Here is a 23,762-nt window from a genome sequence, read left to right on the forward strand (position 1 = left end):
GGCCGGGTGATGGGGTGGGGGCCCGGGGGCGGGCCGGTGGCTCACGCCGCCCGGCATGCCGCCCGGGTCACGCGGTCTCCGCCGCCACGGCCTCGGCCACCACGGCCTCCGCGGGCACCGGCTCCGGCTCCTGGTCCGCCTTCTCCAGCCGGCCCAGCGTCTCCGCCTCCACCGGCGTCGTCCGCTCCGGCAGCAGTTCCAGTACCGCCTGCCGATGTGCGTCGCTGGTCGCGTCGTCGTACGGGTCCGGGGTCGCCGGGACCTGGAGGCGGTGGACCGGGCCGGTGCCCAGCCGGGCGTAGCCGCGGCCGGGCGGGACGTCGGCGACCGGGGTGGTGTGCGGGGGAGCGCCCAGGGCCGTCCGCAGTTGCTCGGCCGTGGCGGGGCCGAGCACGACACGCGCGCGTGTGTGCTGGCGCACGGCGTCGCTCAGCGCGTCCAGGCCGTCCCACTGCTCGGCCACGACCACTGTGACGTTGGCCGACCGGCCGTGCCGGAGCGGGACCTGGAGCAGGGCCTGGGGGTCCTTGCGGTCGTCCGCCGCGGCGAGGTGGGAGAACGCGGTCGGGCGGTCCAGGAGGATCCACAGCGGGCGCTTGGTGTCCTCCGGCGGCGGGTTGCCCGCCTGGCGGGCCCGGTTCACCGCGATCAGGCGCCGCTCCGTCTCCGTCGCCGCCCACTCCACGCTCGCCAGCGCCCCGGCCAGCCCGCACTCGACCGCCAGGACCCCGTCCCGGCCGGTCAGGCACGCGTACTCGCCGGTGCTGCCGCCCTCGACGATGACGACATCGCCGTACTGGAGGGCCTGCAGGGCGATGGAGCGCAGCAGGGTCGAGGTGCCGCTGCCGGGCTGGCCCAGGGCCAGCAGATGGGGCTCGGTGGAGCGGACGCCGGTGCGCCAGACCACCGGTGGTACGTCGCGCTGCTGAGCGCCGTGGGTGAGCGGAAGCGTGCGCTGGACCAGGGTGGGGTCGGTGAAGCCGAGGACGGTCTCGCCGGGGGCCGTGACGAAGCGCTGGGCGGCGATGTCGGTCGGCAGCGGGGCGAGGGCGGTGACGGTGAGCTCGTTGCCCATCTCGTCCCAGGCGAAGTGGTACTCCCGGCCGCGGCCGGACTTCGCGGTCAGCAGATGCTCGATCCGCGCGCGGGCCGGCGCCTCGCCGTCGGTGAAGTAGGCGGGGTAGCGGACCAGAAGGCTGCTGATCCGGCTCGTACCGTCGAACTCGTACTCCGGGAAGGCCTTCTCCCACTCGCCGCCGTGGGTGTACAGCGGCGCCGGGTCGTCGACGGCGGAGAAGTACGGGACCAGCGCCTCGTACAGCGCTCGCAGCCGTTCCGTCTGGGACTCGTCAGGCCCTTCGGGCGTGGCCGGTGCGCGGTCCCTGCCCTGCCAGGCTGCCGCCGCCATCAGGGTGATGACGGCGAGCAGCGGTCCGTACGGCACCAGCGCCACGACCAGGATCACCGAGGCCACCAGGAACAGCAGCGGTCCGCGCTTGTCCTTGGGGGTGTCGGCCCACCTGCGCCGTCCGGCCGAGGCCAGCCGGCGCAGACCGCGGGTGATCGTGATCAGCGGATGGAGGACGTCAGAGGCGCTGTCGCTCGCCGTCCGGGCCAGTTCCCGGCTACGGGTGAGCTGCGCCCGGGCCAGCTCCCGGCTTCGGGCGATCTGCGCGCTGCCTGTGCTCAGGATGCGGGGGAGGGGGCGGCGGGCCACTGCTGTCTCCTGGAGGTGCGTACGGGCGGGACGGGCGGCGTCAGAACTGGATGCCGCCCAGGAGGCTCGCCAGGCTCTCGCCGCCGGCCTTGATGCTCGGGGCGATGGCCGTGCTGGCCAGATAGAAGCCGAACAGGGCTGAGATCAGGGCGTGGGACGCCTTCAGCCCGTCCTTGCGGAAGAAGATGAAGACGACGATGCCGAGCAGTACGACGCCTGAGATGGAGAGGATCATGTGAGTGCTCCTGGTTTTGGTGGGGACAGTCACCATGAGTACTTCCAGGCTCACAGGATGTATCCATACGATAAAAGGTGCAACTGGGTGAAATTCCGCAGATTTCCTACTGTTGGCGGAGTGTCCTTGACTGGATGAGCTTGGGTGATGCGTCCGGCCGTGTCTGCGATGATCTTTGCCGCGGACGCATCGGGTCATGTGCCGCGCGAGCCAGTACCCTGGCGAATCACTCGTACGGCCGACACCGCTCGCCGGTCGTACCCGTGCTCCCCAGCAGTTCCGTAGCACCAGCAGTTCCCGCAGTCCCCGTGTTGTAGTGAGAGGCGGTCCGGCCGATGACTGATGCCCCCGACCCAGAGGTCGTGGAGCTGGCGACCAAGATCTTCGATCTGGCCCGGCAGGGGCAGACCGAGGCGCTCGTGGCGTACGTCGACGCGGGTGTTCCCGCCAACCTCACCAACGACCGCGGTGACTCCCTGGTGATGCTCGCCGCCTATCACGGCCACGCCGACGCGGTCCGCGCCCTGCTCGCCCGGGGTGCCGAGGGTGACCGCGTCAACGACCGGGGGCAGACGCCACTCGCCGGTGCCGTCTTCAAGGGTGAGGCGGAAGTGATCAAGGTCCTTCTGGAGGCCGGCGCCGACCCGGCCGCGGGCACTCCGTCGGCCGTCGACACCGCCCGCATGTTCGGCAAGACCGAACTGCTCGAGCTGTTCGGCGCACACTGATCCGAATGATCTGACCAGCTAAAACATGGAAAACGGGGGAGGCGGTACAGGGCCGCCGAAATTTCGGTCGCGGTAGATGTAAGTGCCGAGTCATCATGACGTCGTGATTCACGGACGCGATGGCTGGGCAGGTGTTGCCGCACCGCGCGGGCCGTGATGCGGTCCGCATGGGCCACCGACGAGAGGCAGAGGAAGATGGTCTACAGCAAGCAGGAAACGGCGGGCGCCCCGACGTGTTGTCACGCGGCCAGGTGAAGCAGGAACCCCGGTTGCGTCGACGCTTGATGTGAGGCTGTTTCCCATGTTCGAACCGGTCATAGCGCCCAGCGGTACGCTGCTCGGCCTGCTCCAGCGGGGCCGCGGCGACGGCACACTGCACGCGCTCACCGCCCCGCGCGCCGAGGCGCTCGCGGCCCTGAACCACTGTGTGCTGCGGGACCCCCGCCACGACTGGCAGGTGGAGAACCGCTCCCTGTACTACGCCCGTCTCTACCTCGACCTCAGCGGCGAGCTGGACGAGATCGAAGCGCACCTCTTCGACGTCGAGGACGTCCTCGACACCGAGGAATCACGCACCGGGCTGGCCCTGGCCGTCCTCGGCCACCTCGCCTCCTACGGCAGGCGGGACGCGCTCCAGCTGCTGCGCAGGTACGCCGCCACGGGCTCCAACTGGGCCTGGGCCCTGGACGAGCTCGCGCTCAGGGACGACGACGCGGGCCTGCGTGCCCTCGCCGCGCCCGTCCTCGCGCGGTTCCCGGCCGATCCCGAGGGCGAGGCCGAGCTGGCCACCGCCGTACGCGATGCTTTTGAGCCACGGCCGTGGCGGCTGTGGGCGGAGGATCCGCGCCCATCGATCGCCACGCGTGTGCGTGCCGCGCACGAGGCAGGCTGTTTCGACCGCTGGCAGCGGCAGATGCGACCTACCGGGCCCCGTCCGGGGTGGAGCGTGCAGGCGGTCTTCGAGTGGGCCCAGCAGGGCATCGAGCGCGGAGCGGCCCTCCATGTGCCCGCCGCGCGGTGTCTCATGGCCGTCGCGGGCCCCGAGGACCGGCCGGACATCGTCGCCGCCGCCAAGGACGGCACCGACGGAGCCCGCTGCACCGCCTTGCGTTACCTCGCCGACAGCAATGATCCCGAGGCCCTCGATCTGATCGAGGCGGCCGTGGTCACCGGCTCGTCGGCGGTCGTCGAGGCCGCCGTCGACGCCTTCGAACGGATGCGCAGCATCGCCGCCGTCGAGCGGGCGCGTGGCTGGGCGCGACGGCCCGACGAGCTGGGCGCCGCCGCCGGACGCATGCTCGCCTGCCGGGGCGGAGCCGAGGACAAGGACCTGGTCCTGGCGGCCCTGCGGGAGGCCGTACGCGGCGAAGGCCCCGACGCCCCGACCCTGTGGACCCTCGTCGACGGCACCGGACGGCTCGGCATCGTCTGCGCCGCCCCGGTCCTGCGCCATATCTACCGCGAGACCGCCTCCTCCCATCTACGCGGCCGCACCGCCCGTGCCCTGGCCGCCACCGACCCCTCCTTCCCGTCCGGCTTCGCCGTCGAGTGCCTCTGGGACTGCGAGGAGACCACCCGCGAGATCGCCGCCCGGCATGCCGAGACCGGTGACACGCGCGTCGTCGAGCGACTGCGCCGGCTGGCCGCCGATCCGGCCGAGGAGGCCGAGGTGCAGACGGCCGTACGCAGCCGCATCGGGCCGGACACGCCCGCCGGCTGACCCTCGGGCGGGCATGTGTCCGCGCTGTGAACTTCGCGGAGATCCGCCCGCCGGGTGAACTCCGGATGACCTGCGGGTCAGGCGTGCATGGACATGGCCTGACCCGCTCGGGGGCGCAGCGGAACGCTCATGGGACGTTTGTCGTTCGGAAAGATCCACTTTGACGCGGCCACGTCCAGCACGGCGACAACACCGGTATGCGTGTAGTCATCGTGACCGAATCCTTTCCCCCCGATGTGAACGGCGTGGCCCACTGCGCGCTCCAGACCGCCCGACACCTCGTCGATCGCGGTCACGCCCCCATCGTCGTCGCCCCGGCCCCCGCTCCCGGGAACAAGGCGGCCGCCGCTCTGGCGCCCTGCCCCGTGGTCCATGTCCCCTCCCTCCCGCTCCCCGGCTATCCCCAGGTCAGGGTCGCGCTCCCCAGCCGGCGTCTCGCCGCCGCGCTGATCCAGCATCAGCCCGACGTCGTGCACCTGGCCAGCCCCTTCGTCCTCGGTGTGCGCGGCATGGCCGCCGCCGCCCGGCTCGGCATTCCCGCCGTCGCCGTCTACCAGACCGACCTGGCCGGATATGCCCGCACCTACATGGGCGCCGGCGAGGCCGCGGCCTGGCGGCGCATACGGTCCGTCCACTCCGCCGCCGACCTCACCCTCGTCCCGTCGAGCGCGTCCATGCGCGATCTGGAGACCCACGGGGTGCCCCGGCTGCGGCTGTGGGCACGCGGCGTGGACACCGCGCGCTTTCGCCCCGGACGCCGGGACGAGGCGCTGCGCCGCGAGCTCGCCCCGAACGGCGAGACCATCGTCGGCTACGTCGGGCGGCTCGCCCCCGAGAAGCGCATCGACCTGCTCTCCGGCGTGTGCGGACTGCCGGGCGTGAAGGTCGTGATCGTCGGCGACGGGCCGAGCCGGCCCGCCCTCGCCGAGGCGCTGCCCGGCGCGGTCTTCCTGGGCCGCCGCGGCGGCGACGACCTCGCCCGGATCTTCGCCTCCTTCGACGTCTTCGCCCACACGGGCCCCTTCGAGACCTTCTGCCAGACCGTGCAGGAGGCCATGGCGAGCGGCGTGCCCGTCGTCGCGCCCGCCGCCGGCGGCCCGCTGGACCTGGTCGACCACGGCCGCACCGGGCTCCTGGTGCCGCCGCGCGACGCCGACGCCGTACGGGACGCCGTGCGGTCCCTGGTCGCCGACCCCGCGCTGCGGGCCGCGTACGGGGCCGCCGCACGTGCCACGGTCGAGGGACGCACCTGGGCGGCCATCGGCGATCAGCTGATCGACCACTACGAGGCCGTGCTGAAGGCACGGAGGCCGGCGGTGGCGGTATGAACAGCTCGATGAACACGTCCACGAACACGCCGGTCAACGCCTCGCTGCGCATCGTCCGGCTGGCGAACTTCGTCGCCCCCGCCTCCGGAGGGCTGCGGACCGCACTGCGCGAGCTCGGCAAGGGCTTCAAGCTGGCCGGGCACGACCCGGTCCTCGTCGTGCCGGGCGAGAAGTACACCGACTGCGAGACCGAGCAGGGCCGCGTGATCACCCTGCCCGGGCCGATGCTGCCCGGCACCGGCGGCTACCGCGTGCTCCTCGACAAGCGGCGGGTCGCGGCCCTCCTGGAGGAACTCGCCCCCGACCGCCTGGAGGTCTCCGACCGTACGACGCTGCGCTGGACCGGCAGGTGGGCCCGCCGCGCCCGGGTCCCCGCAGTGATGGTCTCCCACGAGACCGCCGACGGCGTGCTGCGCACCTGGGGCCTGTCGGAGAACCTGTCCCGGCGCGCCGCCGACGCCCTCAACGTCCGTACGGCCCACACGTACTCGAAGGTCGTGTGCACCACCGAGTTCGCCGAGCGGGAGTTCGTGCGGATCGGCGCCCGCAACGTCGTACGGGCCCCGCTGGGCGTCGATCTGATGAACCGGCGTCCCACCCTGCGCGACGCGGCGCTGCGCGAGACACACGCGCGTGCCGACGAGAAGCTGCTCGTGATGTGCTCCCGGCTCTCCGTGGAGAAGCGGCCCGGCACCGCGCTGGACGCCCTGGAGTCGCTGCGCGGACGCGGGGTGCGCGCGGTGCTCGTGGTGGCCGGAAACGGTCCGTTGCGCGCCCGGCTCGAACAGCGGGCACGGGAACGCGACCTGCCGGTGACGTTCCTCGGGCATGTCGCCGACCGCAGCCTGCTCGGCGCGCTCCAGGCCTCTGCCGACATCTGCCTGGCCCCCGGGCCCGCCGAGACCTTCGGGCTCGCCGCGCTGGAGGCCATGGCCTGCGGCACGCCGGTGGTGGCGAGTTCGTCGTCCGCGCTGCCGGAGGTGATCGGCTCCGCCGGGGCAACCGCGGCCAACGACGGGGACGCCTTCGCGGACGCGGTGGAGACGCTGCTGGCCCGTCCCGAGCGCGAGCGCCGGGAGGCGGCACGCGCGCGTGCGGAGCGCTTCGGGTGGGGCACGGCGGTGGACGCCTTCCTCACCGCGCACGACGCGGCGGTGCCGGTGCGCCCCTTCGCGCGTGCGGAGGGCGTGGCATGAGACCGCTCCGGTTCGTCGCGCTCGGGGACTCGCTGACCGAGGGGGTGGGCGACCCCGTCGGGGAGGGGTGGCGCGGCTGGGCCGCGCTGCTCGCCGCCGGGCTGTCCGAACCCTCCGCCGAGTTCACCAACCTGGCCGTCAGCGGGGCACAGACGCGGGACGTGCTGGAGACCCAGCTGCCCGCCGCGCTGGCCCTGCGCCCGCAGGTCGCGTCCGTCGTCGTGGGCGTCAACGACACGCTGCGCGGCACCTACGACATCGAGAAGATCGCCGAGCGCCTCGACAAGGTCTACGTGTCCCTCGCCCGGCAGGGCACCGCCGTGCTCACGGCCTGTCTGCCCGACCCGGGCACGATGCTGGGGCTGCCGGGCGTGCTGGGCAACCCGCTGGCCCGACGGCAGCGGGCGGTCAACACGGTGGTCCACACGTTGTCCGAGCGGTACGGGGCCGTACATCTGCACGCCGTCGACGACGACTGGATCGGCGAGCGCGCGATGTGGAGCTCGGACCGGCTGCACCCCGGGGAGCGCGGGCACCGGCAACTGGCGCTGCGCTTCCACGCGATGCTGGCCGGGCGGGGCATCGCGACCGGCGCCGCGCCTTCGGCCGAGCCCGAATTCCCGCCACCCACCAGGGCGGCGAGCCTGCTGTGGCTGGCCACCGCCGGTACCGCCTGGGTGGTCCGGCGCTGCAACGACCTGCTGCCCCAGCTGCTGCGCCTCGCCGTCACCGAGACGAAGCACCGCGCGAACGGCACCTGCGGCCGGCTCGACCTGCGCGCGGCGCAGTCGGTGTCCGCGGCGCTGGCCGCGCTGGCGGCGCCGGTGTCGGAGCAGCGGATGCCGTCGCCGGAGCAGCGGCCCGTGCCGGAGCCACGGTCGGTGATGGATCGGCCCGTGCCGGAGCGTCTCCTACCGGAGCCCCGGTCGGTGTCGGGGCAGTGGCCCCTGCCGGAGGGGTTGGCGGTGCCCGGGCCGCGCTCGGTCGCGGGGCAGCAGCCCGCGCCGGAGGCGGCGTAGCGCACGCGTGCGTGGCGGAGCGCGGGGTCAGCGACGCCGTACGGCCACGAAGCGCACCGGGGTGCCCGGCACCGCCTGTGCGGTGGCCGGGAGGTCGGTGGCGCGGACGACGGCGATGACCGGGTAGCCGCCCGTCGTCGGATGGTCGGCCAGGAACACGACCGGACGGCCGTCGGGCGGGACCTGGACCGCGCCCAGGACGACACCCTCGCTGGGGAGTTCGCGGGTGACCGCCCGCTCCAGGGCGGGGCCCTCGGTGCGCAGCCCGATGCGGTTGCTCGCGGGGGACACGCGGTACGCGCGGGAGGTGAAGGCGCGCAACGCCGCCGGCGTGAACCAGCCGTCGCGCGGGCCCGGTGTCACGCGCAGGACTAGTTCGGCGGGCGGCGCCGGCTGCGGGGCGACGTCCACGCGCGCGTGGAGCCGCGTCGGCCGGCCCAGGGGGAGCACCGTGCCGTCCGTGAGGGGCGGTGGGCCGAGGCCGGACAGGAGGTCCGTGGAGCGGCTGCCGAGGACCGGCTCGACGGCGATGCCACCGGAGACGGCCACGTAGCTCCGAACGCCCGAGCCGGCCGCGCCGACGTCCAGGAGCGCGCCGGCGGGTACGCGCACCGCAGCGCCCCAGGCGACCGGGCGTCCGTCGACCCTGACGCGGCAGGGCGCCCCGCCGACCGCGACGGTCACTGCCGAGCGAGGCCGTACCGCACAGCCGTTGAGCGTGGTCTCCAGCACGGCGGCTTCGGGCGCATTGCCGACCAGCCGGTTGACCAGCGCCGCCGCCGGCCCGTCCAGCGCACCCGAGCGGGGCACGCCGAGGTGGGCGTGTCCGGGGCGGCCGAGGTCCTGCACGGTGGTGAGCGCCCCGGCGCGTACGACGCCGAGCGCGCGGTCGGTCATGAGTTCCTCACCGGAACGAAGCGCACGCGCGTGCCCGGCGACAGCAGCGCGGCCGGCACGCGGGTGTGGTCCCACAGCACGCTGTCCGTGGTGCCGATCAGCTGCCAGCCGCCCGGCGAAGAGCGCGGGTACACACCCGTGTACGGACCCGCCAGCGCCACCGCGCCGGCGGGGACGGCCGTACGCGGGGTGGCCCGGCGCGGGACGTCGTAGCGCGGCGGCAGACCGGTCAGATAGCCGAACCCGGGCGCGAAGCCGCAGAAGGCGACGCTGAACTCGGTGGCCGCGTGGATCCGGGCCACCTCGTGCGGCGCGACGCCCCAGTGCGCGGCCACGTCGGTGAGGTCGGGGCCGTCGTAGCGCACCGGGAGTTCGACGACCTCACGGGCGTGTGGGGGAGCGGGCGGTATCGCGGCGGTGGTCAGTTCGCAGGCCAGGCGGGCCGGATCCGTGAGGCCGTCGAGCAGGACCGTCCGCGCGGCGGGGACGATCTCGCCGACCGACAGCGAGCCCTCCGCGCGGCGCCGCAGCAACTCCGTGTGCAGCGCCCGGGCCTCCTCGCCCGAGGCCACCTCGACGAGCAGGGCGTCGTCGCCGACGGGCAGCGCCCTCATACGAAGGCCTCCACCCGGACGCCCGACTCCTCCAGCCGCGCTCGCACCCGACGGGCCAGCTCCACGGCACCGGGCGTGTCCCCGTGCAGGCACAGGGAACGCGCGCGTACCTCGACCCGGGCTCCCGAGCGGGAGGTGACCAGGCCCGCGCGGGCCAGCCCCACCGAGCGCTCCACGACGGCCTCCGCATCGGTGACCACGGCGCCGTCCTGGCCGCGCGGCACGAGCGTGCCCTGTTCGGTGTACGCACGGTCCGCGAACGCCTCCGTGACGGCTGGGAGTCCGGCCTTGGCGGCCAGCTCCAGCAGGCGCGAGCCGGGCAGGCCGAGCACGGGCAGCGTGGCGTCCGCCAGGAGCACGCCCTCGACGACCGCGGCGCCCTGCTCCTCGTCGTGCACGACCCGGTTGTAGAGCGCGCCGTGCGGCTTGACATACGACACGCGCGTGCCCGCCGCTCGCGCGAACACCTCCAGGGCGCCGATCTGGTAGGCCACCTCGGCCGCCAGCTCGGCGGGCGGCACCTCCATCGCGCGCCGCCCGAACCCCGCCAGGTCCCGGTAGGAGACCTGGGCGCCGATCCGTACGCCGCGCTCGGCCGCCTGCTCGCACACCCGCCGCATGGTGGCCGCGTCCCCGGCGTGGAAGCCGCAGGCCACGTTGGCGCTCGTGACGACGGACAACAGGCGTTCGTCGTCGGTGAGCTGCCAGCGGCCGAAGCCCTCGCCGAGGTCGGCGTTGAGATCGATCGAGGTCATGAGTTCCGTCGTTTCCTCAGTCCGGTGGTCAGGCGACGATGCGGTACTGCTCGTCGCGGGCATCGGTCAGGAACATCTGGCCCGGTGCGTGGGTGATGGCGAACGGCGGTCGCGAGGCCGTCACGGCGGCCTGCGGGGTCACTCCGCAGGCCCAGAACATCGGGATGTCGTCGGTCTCCAGGTCGACCGGGTCGCCGAAGTCGGGGCGGCCGAGGTCGGTGATGCCGAGTGCCGAGGGATCGCCGCAGTGCACGGGGCCGCCGTGCACCGCGGGCAGGAGGCCCGTCTCGCGCAGTGCCGCCGCCACGTGCTGCGGCGGCACCGGGCGCATGGACACCACCATCGGGCCGTGCAGCCGTCCCGCCGGGCGGCACTGCCGAGTCGTGACGTACATCGGGACGTTGCGGCCCTGCTCGACATGGCGGATCGGGACGCCCGCCCCGGCCAGCGCCGACTCGAAGGTGAAACTGCACCCGATCAGGAACGACACCAGATCGCCCCGCCAGTGCGCACGCACGTCCGTCGGCTCTTCCACCAACTCGCCGTCCCGCCACACCCGGTAGCGCGGCAGATCGGTGCGCAGGTCGGCGCCGTTCGCGAGGACGGTGGTCCAGGAACCGGCGTCCGTGACGTCGAGGACCGGGCAGGGCTTGGGGTTGCGCTGGCAGAACAGCAGCATGTCGTACGCCCAGTCGGCGGGCACCGAGATCAGATTGACCTGCGTGTGCCCCGCCGCGACCCCGGCCGTGGGGCCCGTGAGGCCCTCCCGGAAGCGGGTGCGGGCGCTCGCGGGGCTCCACGCGTGCGCGTGCTCGTCGACGGCGGTGACCGGCTGGTCCGCCGTCGCGAGAGTGACCGGACGGTCCTGCGCGCGGTTCACACCAGCTCCTTCCCGCGGGTCTCCGGCAGCCCGAGCAGGGCCAGCGCGGCGATGCCGTAGCCGATCGCGCCGAAGACCAGCGCGCCGCCCACACCCCAGCTGTCGGCGAGGAAACCGACCGTGGTGGGGAAGACGGCGCCGACCGCGCGGCCGGTGTTGTACGTGAAGCCCTGTCCCGTGCCGCGCACCGCCGTCGGGTACAGCTCGCTCAGGTAGGACCCGAAGCCGCTGAAGATCGCCGACATGCAGAACCCGAGCGGGAAACCGAGCACCAGGAGCAGGGTGTTGGCGCCGTCCGGGAGGTTCGCGTACGCCAGGATGCAGACGGCCGAGAGCAGCGCGAAGAGCCAGATGTTGCGCCGGCGGCCCAGTCGGTCGGTGAGGTAACCACCGGTCAGATAGCCGATGAAGGCACCCGAGATCAGGAACGTCAGATAGCCGCCGGTGCCGACGACCGACAGGTCGCGCTCGGTCTTCAGATACGTCGGCACCCAGGTGGCCAGGGTGTAGTAGCCGCCCTGGACGCCGGTGGAGAGCAGCACGGCGAAGACCGTCGTCCGCAGCAGGCCGGGCTTGAAGATGGCGGTGAACGAGCCCTTCTCGGAACTCTGTTCGCGTACGGCCACCGCCTCCGGCGCGTCGTGCACCCGGCGCCGCATCCAGATGACCAGCAGGGCGGGCAGCGCGCCGGTCCAGAACATCACGCGCCAGGCCAGGTCGTCGTCGGCGAGCGAGAAGACCAGCGTGTACATGATCGCGGCCAGCGCCCAGCCGACGGCCCAGGAGCTCTGGATCGCGCCGAGAGTGCGGCCCCGGTGCTTGGCGCTCGCGTACTCGGCGACCAGGATCGCGCCGACCGCCCACTCGCCGCCGAAGCCGAGGCCCTGGAGGGCGCGGAAGACCAGCAGCGTCTCGTAGTTGGGCGCGAAGCCGCAGGCGACGGTGAAGACCGCGTAGGTGATCACCGTGATCATCAGCGCCCTGACCCGGCCGATCCGGTCGGCCAGTACGCCCGCGAGGGCGCCGCCGACCGCCGAGACCACCAGCGTGACCGTGGTGAACAGGCCGGTCTGGCCGCTGTCCAGGCCGAAGTACGCGGCGAGCGCGACCATGCTGAGCGGCAGCGTGAAGTAGTCGTATGAATCCAGGGCATAGCCGCCGAACGCGCCCGCGAAGGCGCGGCGGCCACGCGGACCCAGGGCGCGCAGCCAGGCGAACGCGCCGTCGTCGTCGGCGCGTTCGTCGGTGGTGGAGTGGGTGTCGGTCAGGGCCTGCGGTGGAGGGGTCGTGCTCATGGGCACCTCGCAGAGAGGGACGGAGGGTGCGGGACTGAGCTAAACGGTGAGCAGCAAGGTAGAGGATCGTTGAACGATCCTTCAATACCCCCGTTGTTTCGTTCTCGTGTCTGCGGTTGAATTCCGGGCATGGCAGAGCAGCTGGGCGGACTGGCCGACGACCGTGCCCTCCTGGGCCGCACGAGCACCGCGGAACGGGTCTCGGACATCCTCAGGAGCCGTATCGCCGAAGGGTTCTTCCCACCCGGCACCCGGCTGTCGGAGGACAGCATCGGAGGGGCGCTCGGTGTGTCCCGCAACACACTGCGCGAGGCGTTCCGGCTGCTCACCCATGAACGGCTGCTGGTGCACGAGCTGAACCGGGGCGTGTTCGTACGGGTCCTCGCCGTCGAGGACGTCGAGGACATCTACCGCACCCGACGCCTCGTCGAATGCGCCGTCGTACGGGGCCTCGGCGCGCCGCCGTACGGTCTGGACGGGCTCGCGGCGGCCGTCGGGGAAGGCCGCCGGGCGTCCGCCGAGGATGACTGGAAAGGTGTGGGTACGGCCAATATCCACTTCCACCGGGAACTGGTCGCCCTCGCCGGGAGCGCCCGCACGGACGAGCTGATGCGCAGCGTCTTCGCGGAGCTGCGCCTGGCCTTCCACGTGGTGGACGATCCGCGTCGGCTGCACGAGCCGTACCTCGCGCGCAACCGGGAGATCCTGCGGGCCCTGGAGGCCGGGGACAGGAGCGAGGCCGAGCAGCTGCTCGCGGTGTACCTCGACGATTCGCTGGAGCGAGTGGTGGAGGTCTACCGGCGACGGGTGAGCGCCCCGTAGCCGGGGGGCCCGCGACCGCGGCTCCTCCGGCGGAGGCCGTCGTTTGGGTCGATGTCAGACCCAGGACCTAGTCTGTGCACCGTGACTTCGCCTGCACCGACGGACCGTGTTCCGCCCCAGCTCAGCGCGGGGCCGCGCCCGGCTCCGGGCCCGGCCGCCGACGAGGGCCTGGCGCGGCGGCTGCGCGCGCTCGCGTGCACCGCGCCGCTGCACGACCTCGACGCCCGCAAGACCAACCTCGCCGGTGAGTACTCCGTGTACGGCATGGCCGAGGTAGCCCTCGCCGCCATCGACCTGGTCACACTGAACATGGACTTCGACACGGGCGCCGACCACGACCAGATCGTCGCCCGGCTCATCCCGCGCATCGCCGCCCAGGCCCCGCGGCGCCCGGTCGCCGAGCACGAGCGGGTGGCCCGCTGGGTCCTGGAGAACCTGATCAACGTCGGCAGCGTGGACCGCGGCTTCCGTGCCGTGTACGGCACCTTCGCGCCGGATGGCAGCTATGTCCGCCGGGACTACGACTTCAAGCTGATCGAGGAGGTGCCGGGGCCCGGCGGCACCGTGTACCTCCGCACGACGGACGAGGCGGTCAACGTCCTGGTCGGCGCCCTCGACACCGACGTCACCAGCGCCCAGATCGCCGCCGAGGTCAAGCTGGAGGTGCTGATCAACCGCGGCCGCCTGGCCGACGCGCAGCTGGCCGCCGAGCAGGCCCGGTACCGGACCGTGCAGTACTCCGAGACCCTCCGCAGGGCCCTGGACGCGACCCGCCGCAACGTCCGCGCGGTCGACTGGCTGAACGCCGTGCCGGACATGATCGCCGAGGCCCTCGACCACGTCGCCGACCGGTACCGCCACGAGAACGCGATCCTCACCAACATCCGCAAGGCCCGCGACGAGACCGAGGACCCGGAGCACAAGCGGCGCGCCGCCGAGCTGGTCGACATCGTCAAGGACTGCATCCGACGCCACACGCAGCTGCAGTCACGGTTGCTGGAGGCCGGACCGCTGTTCCGCGCCGAACAGGACCGACAGGCCTTCGCGACGCCGATGACGACGTCGGGGATCGACCTGTACGGCCATCTCGTGGCCCCCGTCCTGCCATTGCCCCTGGAGCAGTCCGTCAAGGTCACGGACGCCTTCTTCGCGCGCGGGACCGGGTTGCGCACGCCGGTGTCGGTGCGGGTGGGCGATCTCGTCGACATACTGCTGACGCCGCCCGTGGAGCGGGAGCACCTGGGCGCCGAGATGCCCGAGCCCGACCTCATCGCGACGCCGGACGACAGCCGGTTCAGCGAGGAGCAGTTGGCCGCGGCGACGGAGCTGCTGGACCTGCCGGCCGACGCGCCGCGCAGACTCTCCGGGCTGCTGGCCCAGGCGCGCCGGCAGGACCCCGATCTGCCGTACCTCGTCGCACTGCTGGCCGTTCACGCGGCCAGCCCGCCGGTCGGCACGGCCTACCGGCAGGGCGAGCAGAAGCTGCTCTTCGCCGTGGACGACGGGACCGAGCTGGACGATCCCGAGTTCGGCGGAGCCGACCTCATCGTCGGGACGGCCCTGCTGGACGCGGCCGGGATGGCGGCGGACAGGACGGAAGCAGCATGAGTGAGCGACAGCGCAGCAAGGAGCACCGACCGTGAGCGAGCACGTCGAATGGAGTGACACCGAGGCCCCGGCCCCGTCGGCGACCGCCGCCGTCACCCCCGCCGACGCGGCCGACGCGGCCCGGCTGGTCGCCTTCGGCCTCCAGCCGAAGCTGCAACCCGCACGCGACCAGGAGTACGCGGAACTGCTGCGGCGCTACCGGGAGGACCCGCCGTTCGCACGGCTCGCGGACGCCGTCGCCGCCGGGCTGGGACTCGTCGTGCTGGAGGTGTCCCCGCGCGCGGGGATGGCCGTGACGGCCGCCGAGGACTCCGTGTTCGCCGTCCGGATGGGCGACTACGCGCGTCGTACCTCCGCCGACGGCAGCGACCGGTTCCTGCACGGCCTGGCCCATCTCGCCATCGCCGCGATGGCGTTCCCCCGGCCCGAGGACCTCGCCGACGACGGCTACATCGGGCGCGTGACGGTCAACGGCGTCGACGCCTTCGTACGGCAGGCGTGCCGGCGGCTGGAGGAACGCGCCGACGAACAGGGCGAGAACACCGACCCGGCGACGGACGCGCCCGGACTGGAGGCCGCCTGGCGGATCTGGGTGAGACGCAGCGCCACCGGCGCCACCAAGGACGCGCGCAGACTCGCTGGTTCGACCACCGGCATCGTCGGCAAGGCGGCCGCCTTCCTCACCGACTCCGGCTTCCTGCAGCGCACCGGTGACGACAACGGCGGCACCTACCGCACCACGGCGCGCTACCAGCTCCAGGTGCGTGACATGGCGGGCGCCGCCGCCATGGCCGAACTGCTGGAGCTGGGCGTGGTCCCGGTCACGGACGGCACACCGACGCTGCTGGCCGCCGAGGACACGGACGACCTGGACCTGGTGGCCGACGCCGGGCTGCCGTTCCACTCCGCCTGAATCCTCGGCGCCTGAATTCCTCCACCCGAGTCCCTTCCACCTGAATCCCCGAACGTCCCTGATCCGCCCAAGACCTAGCCGAAGACTTACGAGAGTCCGCCATGTACGAGCTGTCCCGGGTCCGCCTCTACTCCATCGGGCCGGCCGGTGCGCGCTACGCCGACACCGTGCTGGACCTGCGCGGTGTCGGCGAGCCCGTGCCCGACCCCGCGCCCACACAGACGGAGTTCTTCGAGGAGGAGCCCGTCGGGCCGCCGCGCCGGCCCGCTCCCGCCGGGGTGCTCTTCCTTGAGAACGGCGGTGGCAAGTCGGTCCTGCTCAAGCTGATCTTCTCCGTGATGCTGCCGGGCCACCGCAACACCCTCGGCGGCGCCAGCTCCGGAGTGCTGCGCAAGTTCCTGCTCGCCGACGACTGCGGTCATGTCGCGCTGGAGTGGCAGCACACGCTCACCGGCGAGTGCGTCGTCGTCGGCAAGGTCAGCGAGTGGCGGGGGCGCCAGGTTTCCAACGACCCGCGCAAGTTCGCCGAGGCCTGGTACTCCTTCCGGCCGGGCCCCGGACTGAGCCTGGACAACCTGCCCGTTGCCGAGTCCACCGCCGTACGGCCGCCCGTCGAGGGCCAGTCGGGCGCGCAGGGCCGCCGGCGCACCATGAAGGGGTTCCGGGACGCCATCACCGAGGCGGGCAAGGCCTATCCGCATCTGGAGGTGCACTGGGAGGAGATCCACGACCGCTGGATCGAGCACCTCGGCGATCTCGGCCTCGACCCCGAACTCTTCCGCTACCAGCGGGAGATGAACGCCGACGAGGGTGAGGCCGCAGGCCTCTTCGCGGTCAAGAAGGACTCCGACTTCACCGACCTGCTGCTGCGGGCCGTGACCGACACCCGCGACACCGACGGCCTCGCCGACCTGGTCAGCGGCTTCGGCAACAAGCTGGGCCGGCGTGCCGAGCTGATCGCCGAACGGGACTTCACCGCCGGGTCCGTCGACCTGCTCGGACGCATCGTCGAGGCCGCCGAGACCCGCTCACGCGCGCGTGACATCCACACCGGAGCCGAGCGCCGGACCCGGACCCTCGCCCGGCGGCTGTCCGCGCGTGGAGTTCAGGAACGCGTCCGGGCGGGCGACCTCGCCCAGCGGGTCACCGCCGCCGCGTACGCCGTCACCCACTCGGAGGCGGCGCGGGAACGCAGCGCGCTGATCGCCGCCGAACTCGCTTACCGACACGCCTCGTTGGCGCTCGCGGCAGCCGAGAAGACGGCGGCCGCGCAGAAGCGTGAGCTCGCCGAGGCGCGGACCCTGCACTCCGCCTGGCAGGCGGCCGAGACCGCCTTGCGGCACCGCGCCGCCGCCGACCGCGTCGCGCGCGTCGCGGCCGCGATCCAGGAGGCAGAGCGGGACGCGGCGCCCGCACTGGCCGCCCGCGCCAAGGCCGCCGTCGATCTCGTACGGGCCCTGCAATCTGCCGCGCAGGGCGCCGAGGCCCTCGCCAACGAGGAGGAGGAGCGGTCCGCCGCCCTTCAGGAGGTCAGCGACTGCGCGTACCGGGACTCCACCGCCGCCGCCACCGAGGCGCAGCGGGCCCGCAGCGAGGTCGGCCATCTGAAGCAGCGGCTGTCCGAGGTCGAGCAGGAGACCGCCGAGGCCGTGCGCGCGGGCTGGCTCGACGACAGCGCGCCCGACGCCGACCCGGCCCGCGCGGCCCTCGCGGCGAGCGACGCCGAGAAGTCGGCCGTCGCCGCCTGGGACACCGCCCGCGAGGCATCGAGGCGCGCCTCGGAGCACGCGCGTGAGGCGGCCTCGACCGAGTCCCGCGCGGAGCTGACGGCTGCCCGCGCGGCGGACGCGGCGACCGCCGCGGAGCGCGCCTACGACGCCGAGCGCCGGCTCGCCGAGGGGCTGGCGGCGGAGGAGCGGCTGGCCGAACTGATCGGTCTGACCGGCGAGTTCGGGGAGCCCGGCGATTCCGGCGGGCGGCGCGGAGCCGTGCCCGCTCCGCGCAGTGGGGACGACGGCAAGGGGGCCTCGACCGCGCGCGACGACGCGCAGGACGCCGCCTCTGGTGCCGCCGCCGAAGGCGGTCTGACGCCAGAGGACCTGGACCGGTTCGCCGACGAGCTGCGCGAACTGCTCGACGACGCCGTATCCGCCGCCGAGCGGCAGCTCTTCGAACTGCGCACGGCGGCTGCCGACGACTCCCGCATCCTGGGCGCGCTCGGTGACGGCGGGCTGCTGCCGCCCGGCCCGGACGTGCTGGCCACCGTGGAGTTCCTCGGCGAGCAGGGCATCCCGGCGCTGCCCGGCTGGCGCTATCTCGCCCAGGCCGTCGACCCCGCCGACCACGCGCGCGTGCTGGCCGCCCGGCCCGAACTCGTCGACGGCGTGATCATCACCGACCCCGACACACATGCGCGTGCCCGCGAGGCGCTCGGCGACGCGGCCCTGCTGCCCCGCTCGGCCGTCGCGGTCGGCACGGCGGCGGCTCTGCTCGCCCCGACCCCGGCGCCCGGCTCCCAGAACGCGGACGTCTTCCTCGTACCGCCGAACCCGGCCATGCACGACGAGCACGCCGCCGACGAGGAGCGGCAGACGCTGCGCGCGCGGGCGACCGAGCGGGACGAGGAGATCCGTACGCTCGCCGCCCGGCTCGGCAAGGACCGGGAACTGGCGGCGCGGCTTGCCTCCTGGCGGACCGGCTGCCCGGCCGGCCACCTGGTCGAGCTGGCGCGGACGGCCCGGGACGCGCGCGCGTTCGCCGAGGAGTCCGAGGCCGAACTGGCCGAGGCGCGGACCGTGCGGGCCGAGGCCGACGAAGCCGCCGCCGAGGCCGCCCAGGCCCGCGACGAGCGACAGGAGGCCGCACAGAAGGCCCGGCGCGCCGCCGACGCCCTGGCCGGACTCGCCTTCCGGCTGCGCGAGCGGGCCGGCTGGCAGGTCAAGCTGCGTGAACTCGCCGACGAGGCCACCGAGTCCGAGGCCCGCGCCCAGGTGTGCCTGGAGCGCGCCCGCGCCGCCGACGAGGACCGCCGCGCCGCCCAGCGCGCCGCCGACGACGCGCGCCGCACCGCGCGCACCCTGCGCGCCGAGCGCTCGGAGATCGCCGGCGCCCCCGACGACGTACCGGACACGGACGCGGACGCCGAAGCCCCGCGGTCGTCCCTGCCCGCACTGCGCGAGGCGTACCGGGCGGCCTCCCAGGTGTACGAGAAGGTCGGCGTCGGCGCCGATCTGCGGGCCGAGCAGGCCCGTGCGGAGAGCGACGAGAGCGCGGCCCGCGCCGAGCTGGACCGGCTGAGCAACAAGGTCCGCACCCGGGCCGAACAACTCCTTCAGTCGCCCGACGGCTCCGACGGCCCCTCCCGGCAGGCGGCCGCCACGCGCGCGGAGGAGCTCGTCCAGCTCCTGGAGACCCGTATGTCCAGCGCGAGTGAGCAACTCGGTCGGCTGCGCGGCGAGGCCGAGCGGCATGCGCCCGAGGACGGTGAGGCGCACACCGAGCTGTCCGAGGAACTCCAACCGCGCGACGCCGAGCACGCGCAGGCTCTGCTGCGCACGGCGACCGCCGAACTCGCCTCCCGCACCGAGGCGTTGGCGCAGGCCCGCGAGGCCCACGCCGAACTCCTCCAGGCGCACCGCGCCGCCGAGGACGCTGCCGGCGGCTTCGACGAGATCGCCGCGATGCTGCGCGACCTGCTGCGCGAGCACATCTCGGACGAGGAACAGGAGACGCCGGAGCCGTACCCGGGCAGCCCGGAGGAGGCCCGGCAGTCCGCCGCCGAGGCCCGCCGGTCGTTGCGCGGCTGCGCGGCCGACCTCTCCGCCGCCGAGGCCGCCGTACGCGAGGCGAGCGACGTGCTCGTACGGCACGCCAACTCCACGCGCTACGAGCAGGTCCGCACGCCCGCTCGCCAGCAGATCCGCGAGCTGCCCGGCTCCGCCCTGCCCGAGCACGCGCAGAAGTGGGCGGACGCCTTCGCGCCCCGACTCCGCGTGCTCACCGACGAGTTGGCGCAGCTGGAACGCAACCGCGACTCGATCGTGGACCGGCTGCGCGGCCTGGTCGAGTCGGCGCTGACGACCCTGCGGTCCGCCCAGCGGCTGTCCCGCCTGCCCGAGGGGCTCGGCGAGTGGTCCGGGCAGGAGTTCCTACGCATCCGCTTCGAGGAGCCCGACCAGGCCACCCTCACCGAACGGCTGGGCGAGGTCATCGACGAGGCCACCCGGGCCGCGGTCAAGAAGAACTCGGACCTGCGGCGCGACGGCATGTCCCTGCTGCTGCGGGGCGTCGCCGCGGCACTCCAGCCGAAGGGCGTCGCCGTCGAGATCCTCAAGCCGGACGCCGTACTGCGGGCCGAGCGCGTGCCCGTCGGGCAGATGGGCGACGTCTTCTCGGGTGGTCAGCTGCTGACGGCGGCCATCGCCCTGTACTGCACGATGGCCGCGCTGCGTTCGAACGACCGGGGCCGGGACAAGCACCGGCACGCAGGGACCCTGTTCCTCGACAACCCGATCGGCCGCGCCAACGCCACCTACCTGCTGGAACTCCAGCGCGCGGTGTCGGACGCGCTCGGCGTCCAGCTCCTCTACACCACCGGCCTGTTCGACACGACCGCGCTGGCCGAGTTCCCGCTGGTCATCCGACTGCGCAACGACGCCGACCTCAGGGCGGGCCTGAAGTACATCAGCGTGGAGGAACACCTCCGCCCGGGACTGCCCCAGCAGCCCCAGGCGGGGGAGGCCGTGCACAGTGAGATCACGGCGACGCGCATGTACAAACGGCCCGCGGCGACAGCCGGCTGATCAGACGTCCAGACGTCCTCCTTCAACAGACCCGTGCACTTCTCGCCGATCGGCATCGTCGTGATGCCCGGATTGACGTCACCAGATCCGGCCTCACCGACCCGTCGGCAACACCGAGTCCCTCCCCGAACTCATCGAATGTCACGCGGAGTTGACCTCTTTGATGGGCGTGCCGGTGGTCTCCAGGCTGTGCTCGGCGAGGACGCCGGTGCGGTGCCGCTGGACGAACCAGTAATAGGCGAAGCCGCCGCCCGCGATGACCGCGACGAACAGCACCGCGCCCCATCGCAGATACCAGTGGTAGGGAGCCGTCGCGTTGTAGACCGAGGCGCGCGGCCAGATCAGGTTGAGGGTCATGCCCGCGCCCCACACCACGGCGACGATGTTGACCAACAGCCCCCACCGGCCCAGGGAGAACTTGCCGCCGCCCGCCGGCTGCCACTTGCCGCGCAGTCGCGCCACCAGCATGGGCGCGGTGACGCCGAGGTAGGCGAGGTAGATCATGATGATGCCGATGCTGGTGACGACGGTGAAGATCTGTGGCTGGCGGATATTGACCACCAGGATGGCCAGCGCCAGGACGCCGATGATCACGGTCGGCAGTATCGGCGTCTGGAAGCGCGGGCTGACCTTGGCCAGCTTCGAGGAGCCCGGGAGGTTGTTGTCCCGGGCCATCGCGAACGCCAGCCGGATCGCGGCCGTGTGGACCGCCAGGGCGCACACCGTGACGGCGATCAGCACGCACCACAGCATCGCCTTGCCGGCCGTTGGGCCGAGGACGTTGAGCACGACGTACTGGAGGCCGTCCGTGGACAGCTTCTCGCCGTTCAGGCTGGAGACGCTCATCAGCGCGAGCAGCAGGATCAGGCCGCCGAGGACGAAGGAGGCCACGATGGCGCGGATGATGGCACGCGGCGCGTTGCGCGACGGATCCAGGCACTCCTCACCCAGGGAGGAGGCCGTGTCGAAGCCGTACATGACGTACGCGGACGCCAGCGAAGCCACGAGGAAGGCGCCCAGGTATCCGGCCCCGTGGCCCGCCCCGGTGCCGTTCGTCTCCATGACCACCTGCGGCCCGCGGGTGATGTGGACGGCGAACAGAACGATCAGTACGACGGTGGCGATCAACTCGATGAACACGCCCGCCGTGTTGATCCTCGCCATCAACTTGACTCCGAATGCGTTCACCAAGGTGGTGAAGAGGATCAACACCGCGGCCAGGATGACCGCGTTGGTCGCCACGTCGTACGTGCCGGTGCCGTCGCCCACGATCTGGAAGGCCGACGAGATCTGGGGGAGCGTCAACTGGTAGGCCAGTGCCACGGCCGATATGGACACTATGGACGCGATCAACATCATCCAGCCGGCGAGCCAGCCCAGATGCGGATTGCCGATCTTCTTCGACCAGTTGTAGACGGACCCCGCGACGGGATACCGGGCGGCCAGTTCCGCGAAGCAGAGGGCCACCATGAACTGGCCGACGAAGACCATCGGCCACGACCACCAGTAGGCGGGGCCGCCGCTGCCGTAGCCGAAGTAGAACAGCTGAAATGTGCCGGTCAGGATCGAGATGTAGCTGATGCCGGCGGCGAAGGTGTGGAAGTTGCCTAGCGTGCGCTTGAGTTCGGGTTTGTAGCCGAACTCGGCGAGTTCGGCGTCGTCTTGACTGTGTGGACCGGTCGGTTTCTCCGTTGTTGACATGAGCGGACTCCTCGTGGGCGGGGGAGGCAGTGGATGGTGGGGATGCCGTGATCAGGGACGGGTGATGAGCGTGCTGCTACCCGGGAGTCAGGCGAACCACCCCTGGGGTGCGGGGTCGGTGTTCCGCCGGATGAGCTTCGACTCGCGGTCCTCGGCGAGCCCGGAGGGACCGAGTTCGCGACGGGGATGTCGGTCGCCCAGTAGGAGTCCTTCGTGCGACCGGAGCGCAGCCCTCCACCCTCAAGTCCCGTGGCTGCGCATGTCTCAACCCTCGCCCGCTGCCCCGCCGCAGTCAGCGGCGCGGTCTGCCCCCTCGTTCGTCGACCGGCCCGCACAGACGGATGCCCGAGGCCCGGCGTACGACCTGGTCGACGAAACGTTCACGGTCCGGCCGCCGCCATGAGGCCGCGGCCGGTCTGTGGTCCACCGGTGAAGGAGCCCAGGTCGACGTCCGGGCGCCGAGTCCGTAGGACCGGGCGTCTTGCTTCTGGAAGGACCAGTACGGCGCACTCATCAGTTCGCCGACCGGCGTCAGGACGCAGCGGCCCGTATGACCGCGGTCCTCTCCTTGGATCGCCCACGCCCCTTCATGCGAGGTGTGGCCTCCGGCTCCGCGCCGTTCGACCGTGCTCGTTCGACCGTGCTCAGGAGTGCGACAGCTGCCCGGCTCCACCCTGCCGCCGTATTCGCTCCTGTGCGCGCTCGACCTGGCGTGCCTGTCGTCGAGCCCGTCGCCGCTCACGGCGCAGGGCGCGTGCCGTGCTGCTCGGCGTCGAGACCACGCCGTTGCGCTGCTTCCACACCTGGCGCGTCACCCAGACGTCCAGGGCACCCCAGGTTGCCACCACGGTGCTGACCACACTGCTGATCACCATCGGGAAGGCCAGCCACGATCCCGCCATGGTGCACAGGAAGGCCACCATGGCCTGGATCAGTGTGACCGCGATGATCAGCACCGCTCGCACGGCTGACGTCCGCACCGGATCCGGCATCCGGGGCCGCGGGGCGGGCTCCTCCACCCACAACGGCCGGTGGGCCGACCGGACTCGGCTCGCCCCGCTGCCGCTTGTCACGGCCGCACTCGCGTCTCGCGCGGCCTCGACGCCGGAGGCGACGGAGGTGTCGCGCTCGTTCGCTGTCGCCGCGTTCGCGTCCACCGGGACATCTCGATCGCCGTCTGTCGCCTCGCGTCCGTCCTCCGGAATGTCGCGATCCAGCGCCTCGGTGCCGCGCCGCACCGTCACATGCGCCGTGGCGCCGTCCTCGGCCGCCTCGTGCCGCTCCGCCGTGCCCATCACCGTGTCACTCCCCACCGCCAGCAGACCGCTTGCCCGTGCCTGAAGACTCGGCTCCCCAGTGGCTGCCCGGCTTGCGCTGTTTTACGCCGCCCGGGGACGGGATGCGGCTCCTGTGGCTCATTCCGCCCCCTTTCCCGTACAGAAGGACGATCGGCGCGTCCCGAAGATTCCCGAGAAAGATAAATTTCCGGCCAACTGGCCCCGCAGACCGGCTGGATCGGTCCGTGCGGGCGC

17 protein-coding genes and 1 pseudogene are annotated in these 23,762 nt (G+C 72.7%); 9 read left to right on the forward strand and 9 right to left on the reverse strand.

From position 1 onward, the window contains the following. Window positions 1–67 precede the first annotated feature (67 nt). Both ACZ4UU_RS24235 and ACZ4UU_RS24240 read right to left on the reverse strand, forming a co-directional pair. The gene (locus ACZ4UU_RS24235) at window positions 68–1,717 is read right to left on the reverse strand and encodes a hypothetical protein (protein WP_471905452.1); all 1,650 of its coding nucleotides are present in this window, start codon (window positions 1,715–1,717) and stop codon (window positions 68–70) included. A 40-nt stretch (window positions 1,718–1,757) separates the two neighbouring features. Next, complete coding sequence (locus ACZ4UU_RS24240) at window positions 1,758–1,952, reverse strand: hypothetical protein (protein WP_004002760.1); 195 nt, start codon at window positions 1,950–1,952, stop codon at window positions 1,758–1,760. 335 nt (window positions 1,953–2,287) lie between these two features. On the opposite strand from ACZ4UU_RS24240, the gene ACZ4UU_RS24245 reads away from it, so the two are divergent. The 5 genes and pseudogenes from ACZ4UU_RS24245 to ACZ4UU_RS24265 all read left to right on the forward strand — a co-directional run. Then, complete coding sequence (locus ACZ4UU_RS24245) at window positions 2,288–2,680, forward strand: ankyrin repeat domain-containing protein (protein WP_048584352.1); 393 nt, start codon at window positions 2,288–2,290, stop codon at window positions 2,678–2,680. 301 nt (window positions 2,681–2,981) lie between these two features. Continuing rightward, the gene (locus tag ACZ4UU_RS24250) at window positions 2,982–4,400 is read left to right on the forward strand and encodes a HEAT repeat domain-containing protein (RefSeq protein WP_471905453.1); all 1,419 of its coding nucleotides are present in this window, start codon (window positions 2,982–2,984) and stop codon (window positions 4,398–4,400) included. A 197-nt stretch (window positions 4,401–4,597) separates the two neighbouring features. Then, window positions 4,598–5,728: a glycosyltransferase family 4 protein gene (locus tag ACZ4UU_RS24255; RefSeq protein ID WP_471905454.1), complete on the forward strand. Its 1,131-nt coding sequence runs from the start codon at window positions 4,598–4,600 to the stop codon at window positions 5,726–5,728. A gap of 8 nt (window positions 5,729–5,736) precedes the next feature. Then, the gene (locus tag ACZ4UU_RS24260) at window positions 5,737–6,924 is read left to right on the forward strand and encodes a glycosyltransferase (protein ID WP_471905455.1); all 1,188 of its coding nucleotides are present in this window, start codon (window positions 5,737–5,739) and stop codon (window positions 6,922–6,924) included. Continuing rightward, a pseudogene (locus ACZ4UU_RS24265) lies at window positions 6,921–7,763 on the forward strand (SGNH/GDSL hydrolase family protein); the annotation flags it as partial. The gene ACZ4UU_RS24260 and the pseudogene ACZ4UU_RS24265, both read left to right, overlap by 4 nt. A 207-nt stretch (window positions 7,764–7,970) precedes the next feature. On the opposite strand, the gene ACZ4UU_RS24270 reads toward ACZ4UU_RS24265, so the two are convergent. From ACZ4UU_RS24270 to ACZ4UU_RS24290, 5 genes are read right to left on the reverse strand one after another with little or no spacing between them, the layout of a single operon-like run. Continuing rightward, a complete protein-coding gene (locus ACZ4UU_RS24270) occupies window positions 7,971–8,840 on the reverse strand; it encodes a 5-oxoprolinase subunit C family protein (protein ID WP_471905456.1) in 870 nt (289 codons plus the stop codon). Beyond that, window positions 8,837–9,454, reverse strand: a complete 618-nt coding sequence (locus ACZ4UU_RS24275) for a 5-oxoprolinase subunit B family protein (protein ID WP_471905457.1) — start codon at window positions 9,452–9,454, stop codon at window positions 8,837–8,839. The genes ACZ4UU_RS24270 and ACZ4UU_RS24275 overlap by 4 nt, the downstream gene beginning before the upstream one ends. Continuing rightward, the gene (locus tag ACZ4UU_RS24280) at window positions 9,451–10,209 is read right to left on the reverse strand and encodes a LamB/YcsF family protein (protein ID WP_471905458.1); all 759 of its coding nucleotides are present in this window, start codon (window positions 10,207–10,209) and stop codon (window positions 9,451–9,453) included. Before ACZ4UU_RS24280 ends, ACZ4UU_RS24275 begins: the two co-directional genes overlap by 4 nt. A 28-nt stretch (window positions 10,210–10,237) precedes the next feature. Beyond that, a complete protein-coding gene (locus ACZ4UU_RS24285) occupies window positions 10,238–11,089 on the reverse strand; it encodes a putative hydro-lyase (protein WP_471905459.1) in 852 nt (283 codons plus the stop codon). Continuing rightward, window positions 11,086–12,384: an MFS transporter gene (locus ACZ4UU_RS24290; protein WP_471905460.1), complete on the reverse strand. Its 1,299-nt coding sequence runs from the start codon at window positions 12,382–12,384 to the stop codon at window positions 11,086–11,088. The genes ACZ4UU_RS24285 and ACZ4UU_RS24290 overlap by 4 nt, the downstream gene beginning before the upstream one ends. Before the next feature lie 129 nt (window positions 12,385–12,513). Between ACZ4UU_RS24290 and ACZ4UU_RS24295 the strand changes: the two genes are divergently transcribed. The 4 genes from ACZ4UU_RS24295 (at window position 12,514) to ACZ4UU_RS24310 (ending at window position 20,529) form a co-directional block, all read left to right on the forward strand. Beyond that, window positions 12,514–13,206, forward strand: coding sequence for a GntR family transcriptional regulator (locus ACZ4UU_RS24295; protein WP_471905461.1), 693 nt, complete (start codon window positions 12,514–12,516; stop codon window positions 13,204–13,206). Between the two features lie 81 nt (window positions 13,207–13,287). Continuing rightward, entirely contained in the window at window positions 13,288–14,814 is a 1,527-nt protein-coding gene (locus ACZ4UU_RS24300) for a hypothetical protein (protein ID WP_471905462.1), read from the forward strand. Window positions 14,815–14,845: 31 nt separating this feature from the next. Further along, window positions 14,846–15,727, forward strand: a complete 882-nt coding sequence (locus ACZ4UU_RS24305; RefSeq protein WP_471905463.1) for a hypothetical protein — start codon at window positions 14,846–14,848, stop codon at window positions 15,725–15,727. Between the two features lie 101 nt (window positions 15,728–15,828). Further along, the gene (locus tag ACZ4UU_RS24310; protein WP_471905464.1) at window positions 15,829–20,529 is read left to right on the forward strand and encodes a hypothetical protein; all 4,701 of its coding nucleotides are present in this window, start codon (window positions 15,829–15,831) and stop codon (window positions 20,527–20,529) included. A 141-nt stretch (window positions 20,530–20,670) separates the two neighbouring features. Here ACZ4UU_RS24310 and ACZ4UU_RS24315 read toward each other — a convergent pair whose 3' ends face one another. Then, window positions 20,671–22,230 (reverse strand): APC family permease, encoded by a 1,560-nt coding sequence (locus tag ACZ4UU_RS24315; protein WP_471905465.1) that lies wholly within the window; start codon window positions 22,228–22,230, stop codon window positions 20,671–20,673. Window positions 22,231–22,874: 644 nt separating this feature from the next. Next, complete coding sequence (locus ACZ4UU_RS24320) at window positions 22,875–23,525, reverse strand: hypothetical protein (RefSeq protein WP_471905494.1); 651 nt, start codon at window positions 23,523–23,525, stop codon at window positions 22,875–22,877. Window positions 23,526–23,762: the final 237 nt, after the last annotated feature.

It is taken from the genome of Streptomyces sp. NPDC028907, from assembly GCF_055564995.1.

Excerpts from the sequence above, each read along its gene's own strand:
- ACZ4UU_RS24240 (WP_004002760.1), bottom strand. The coding sequence starts at position 1,952 with ATGATCCTCTCCATCTCAGGCGTCGTACTGCTCGGCATCGTCGTCTTC.
- ACZ4UU_RS24245 (WP_048584352.1), top strand. The coding sequence starts at position 2,288 with ATGACTGATGCCCCCGACCCAGAGGTCGTGGAGCTGGCGACCAAGATC.
- ACZ4UU_RS24250 (WP_471905453.1), top strand. The coding sequence starts at position 2,982 with ATGTTCGAACCGGTCATAGCGCCCAGCGGTACGCTGCTCGGCCTGCTC.
- ACZ4UU_RS24255 (WP_471905454.1), top strand. The coding sequence starts at position 4,598 with ATGCGTGTAGTCATCGTGACCGAATCCTTTCCCCCCGATGTGAACGGC.
- ACZ4UU_RS24260 (WP_471905455.1), top strand. The coding sequence starts at position 5,737 with ATGAACACGTCCACGAACACGCCGGTCAACGCCTCGCTGCGCATCGTC.
- ACZ4UU_RS24270 (WP_471905456.1), bottom strand. The coding sequence starts at position 8,840 with ATGACCGACCGCGCGCTCGGCGTCGTACGCGCCGGGGCGCTCACCACC.
- ACZ4UU_RS24275 (WP_471905457.1), bottom strand. The coding sequence starts at position 9,454 with ATGAGGGCGCTGCCCGTCGGCGACGACGCCCTGCTCGTCGAGGTGGCC.
- ACZ4UU_RS24280 (WP_471905458.1), bottom strand. The coding sequence starts at position 10,209 with ATGACCTCGATCGATCTCAACGCCGACCTCGGCGAGGGCTTCGGCCGC.
- ACZ4UU_RS24290 (WP_471905460.1), bottom strand. The coding sequence starts at position 12,384 with ATGAGCACGACCCCTCCACCGCAGGCCCTGACCGACACCCACTCCACC.
- ACZ4UU_RS24295 (WP_471905461.1), top strand. The coding sequence starts at position 12,514 with ATGGCAGAGCAGCTGGGCGGACTGGCCGACGACCGTGCCCTCCTGGGC.
- ACZ4UU_RS24310 (WP_471905464.1), top strand. The coding sequence starts at position 15,829 with ATGTACGAGCTGTCCCGGGTCCGCCTCTACTCCATCGGGCCGGCCGGT.
- ACZ4UU_RS24315 (WP_471905465.1), bottom strand. The coding sequence starts at position 22,230 with ATGTCAACAACGGAGAAACCGACCGGTCCACACAGTCAAGACGACGCC.
- ACZ4UU_RS24320 (WP_471905494.1), bottom strand. The coding sequence starts at position 23,525 with ATGGGCACGGCGGAGCGGCACGAGGCGGCCGAGGACGGCGCCACGGCG.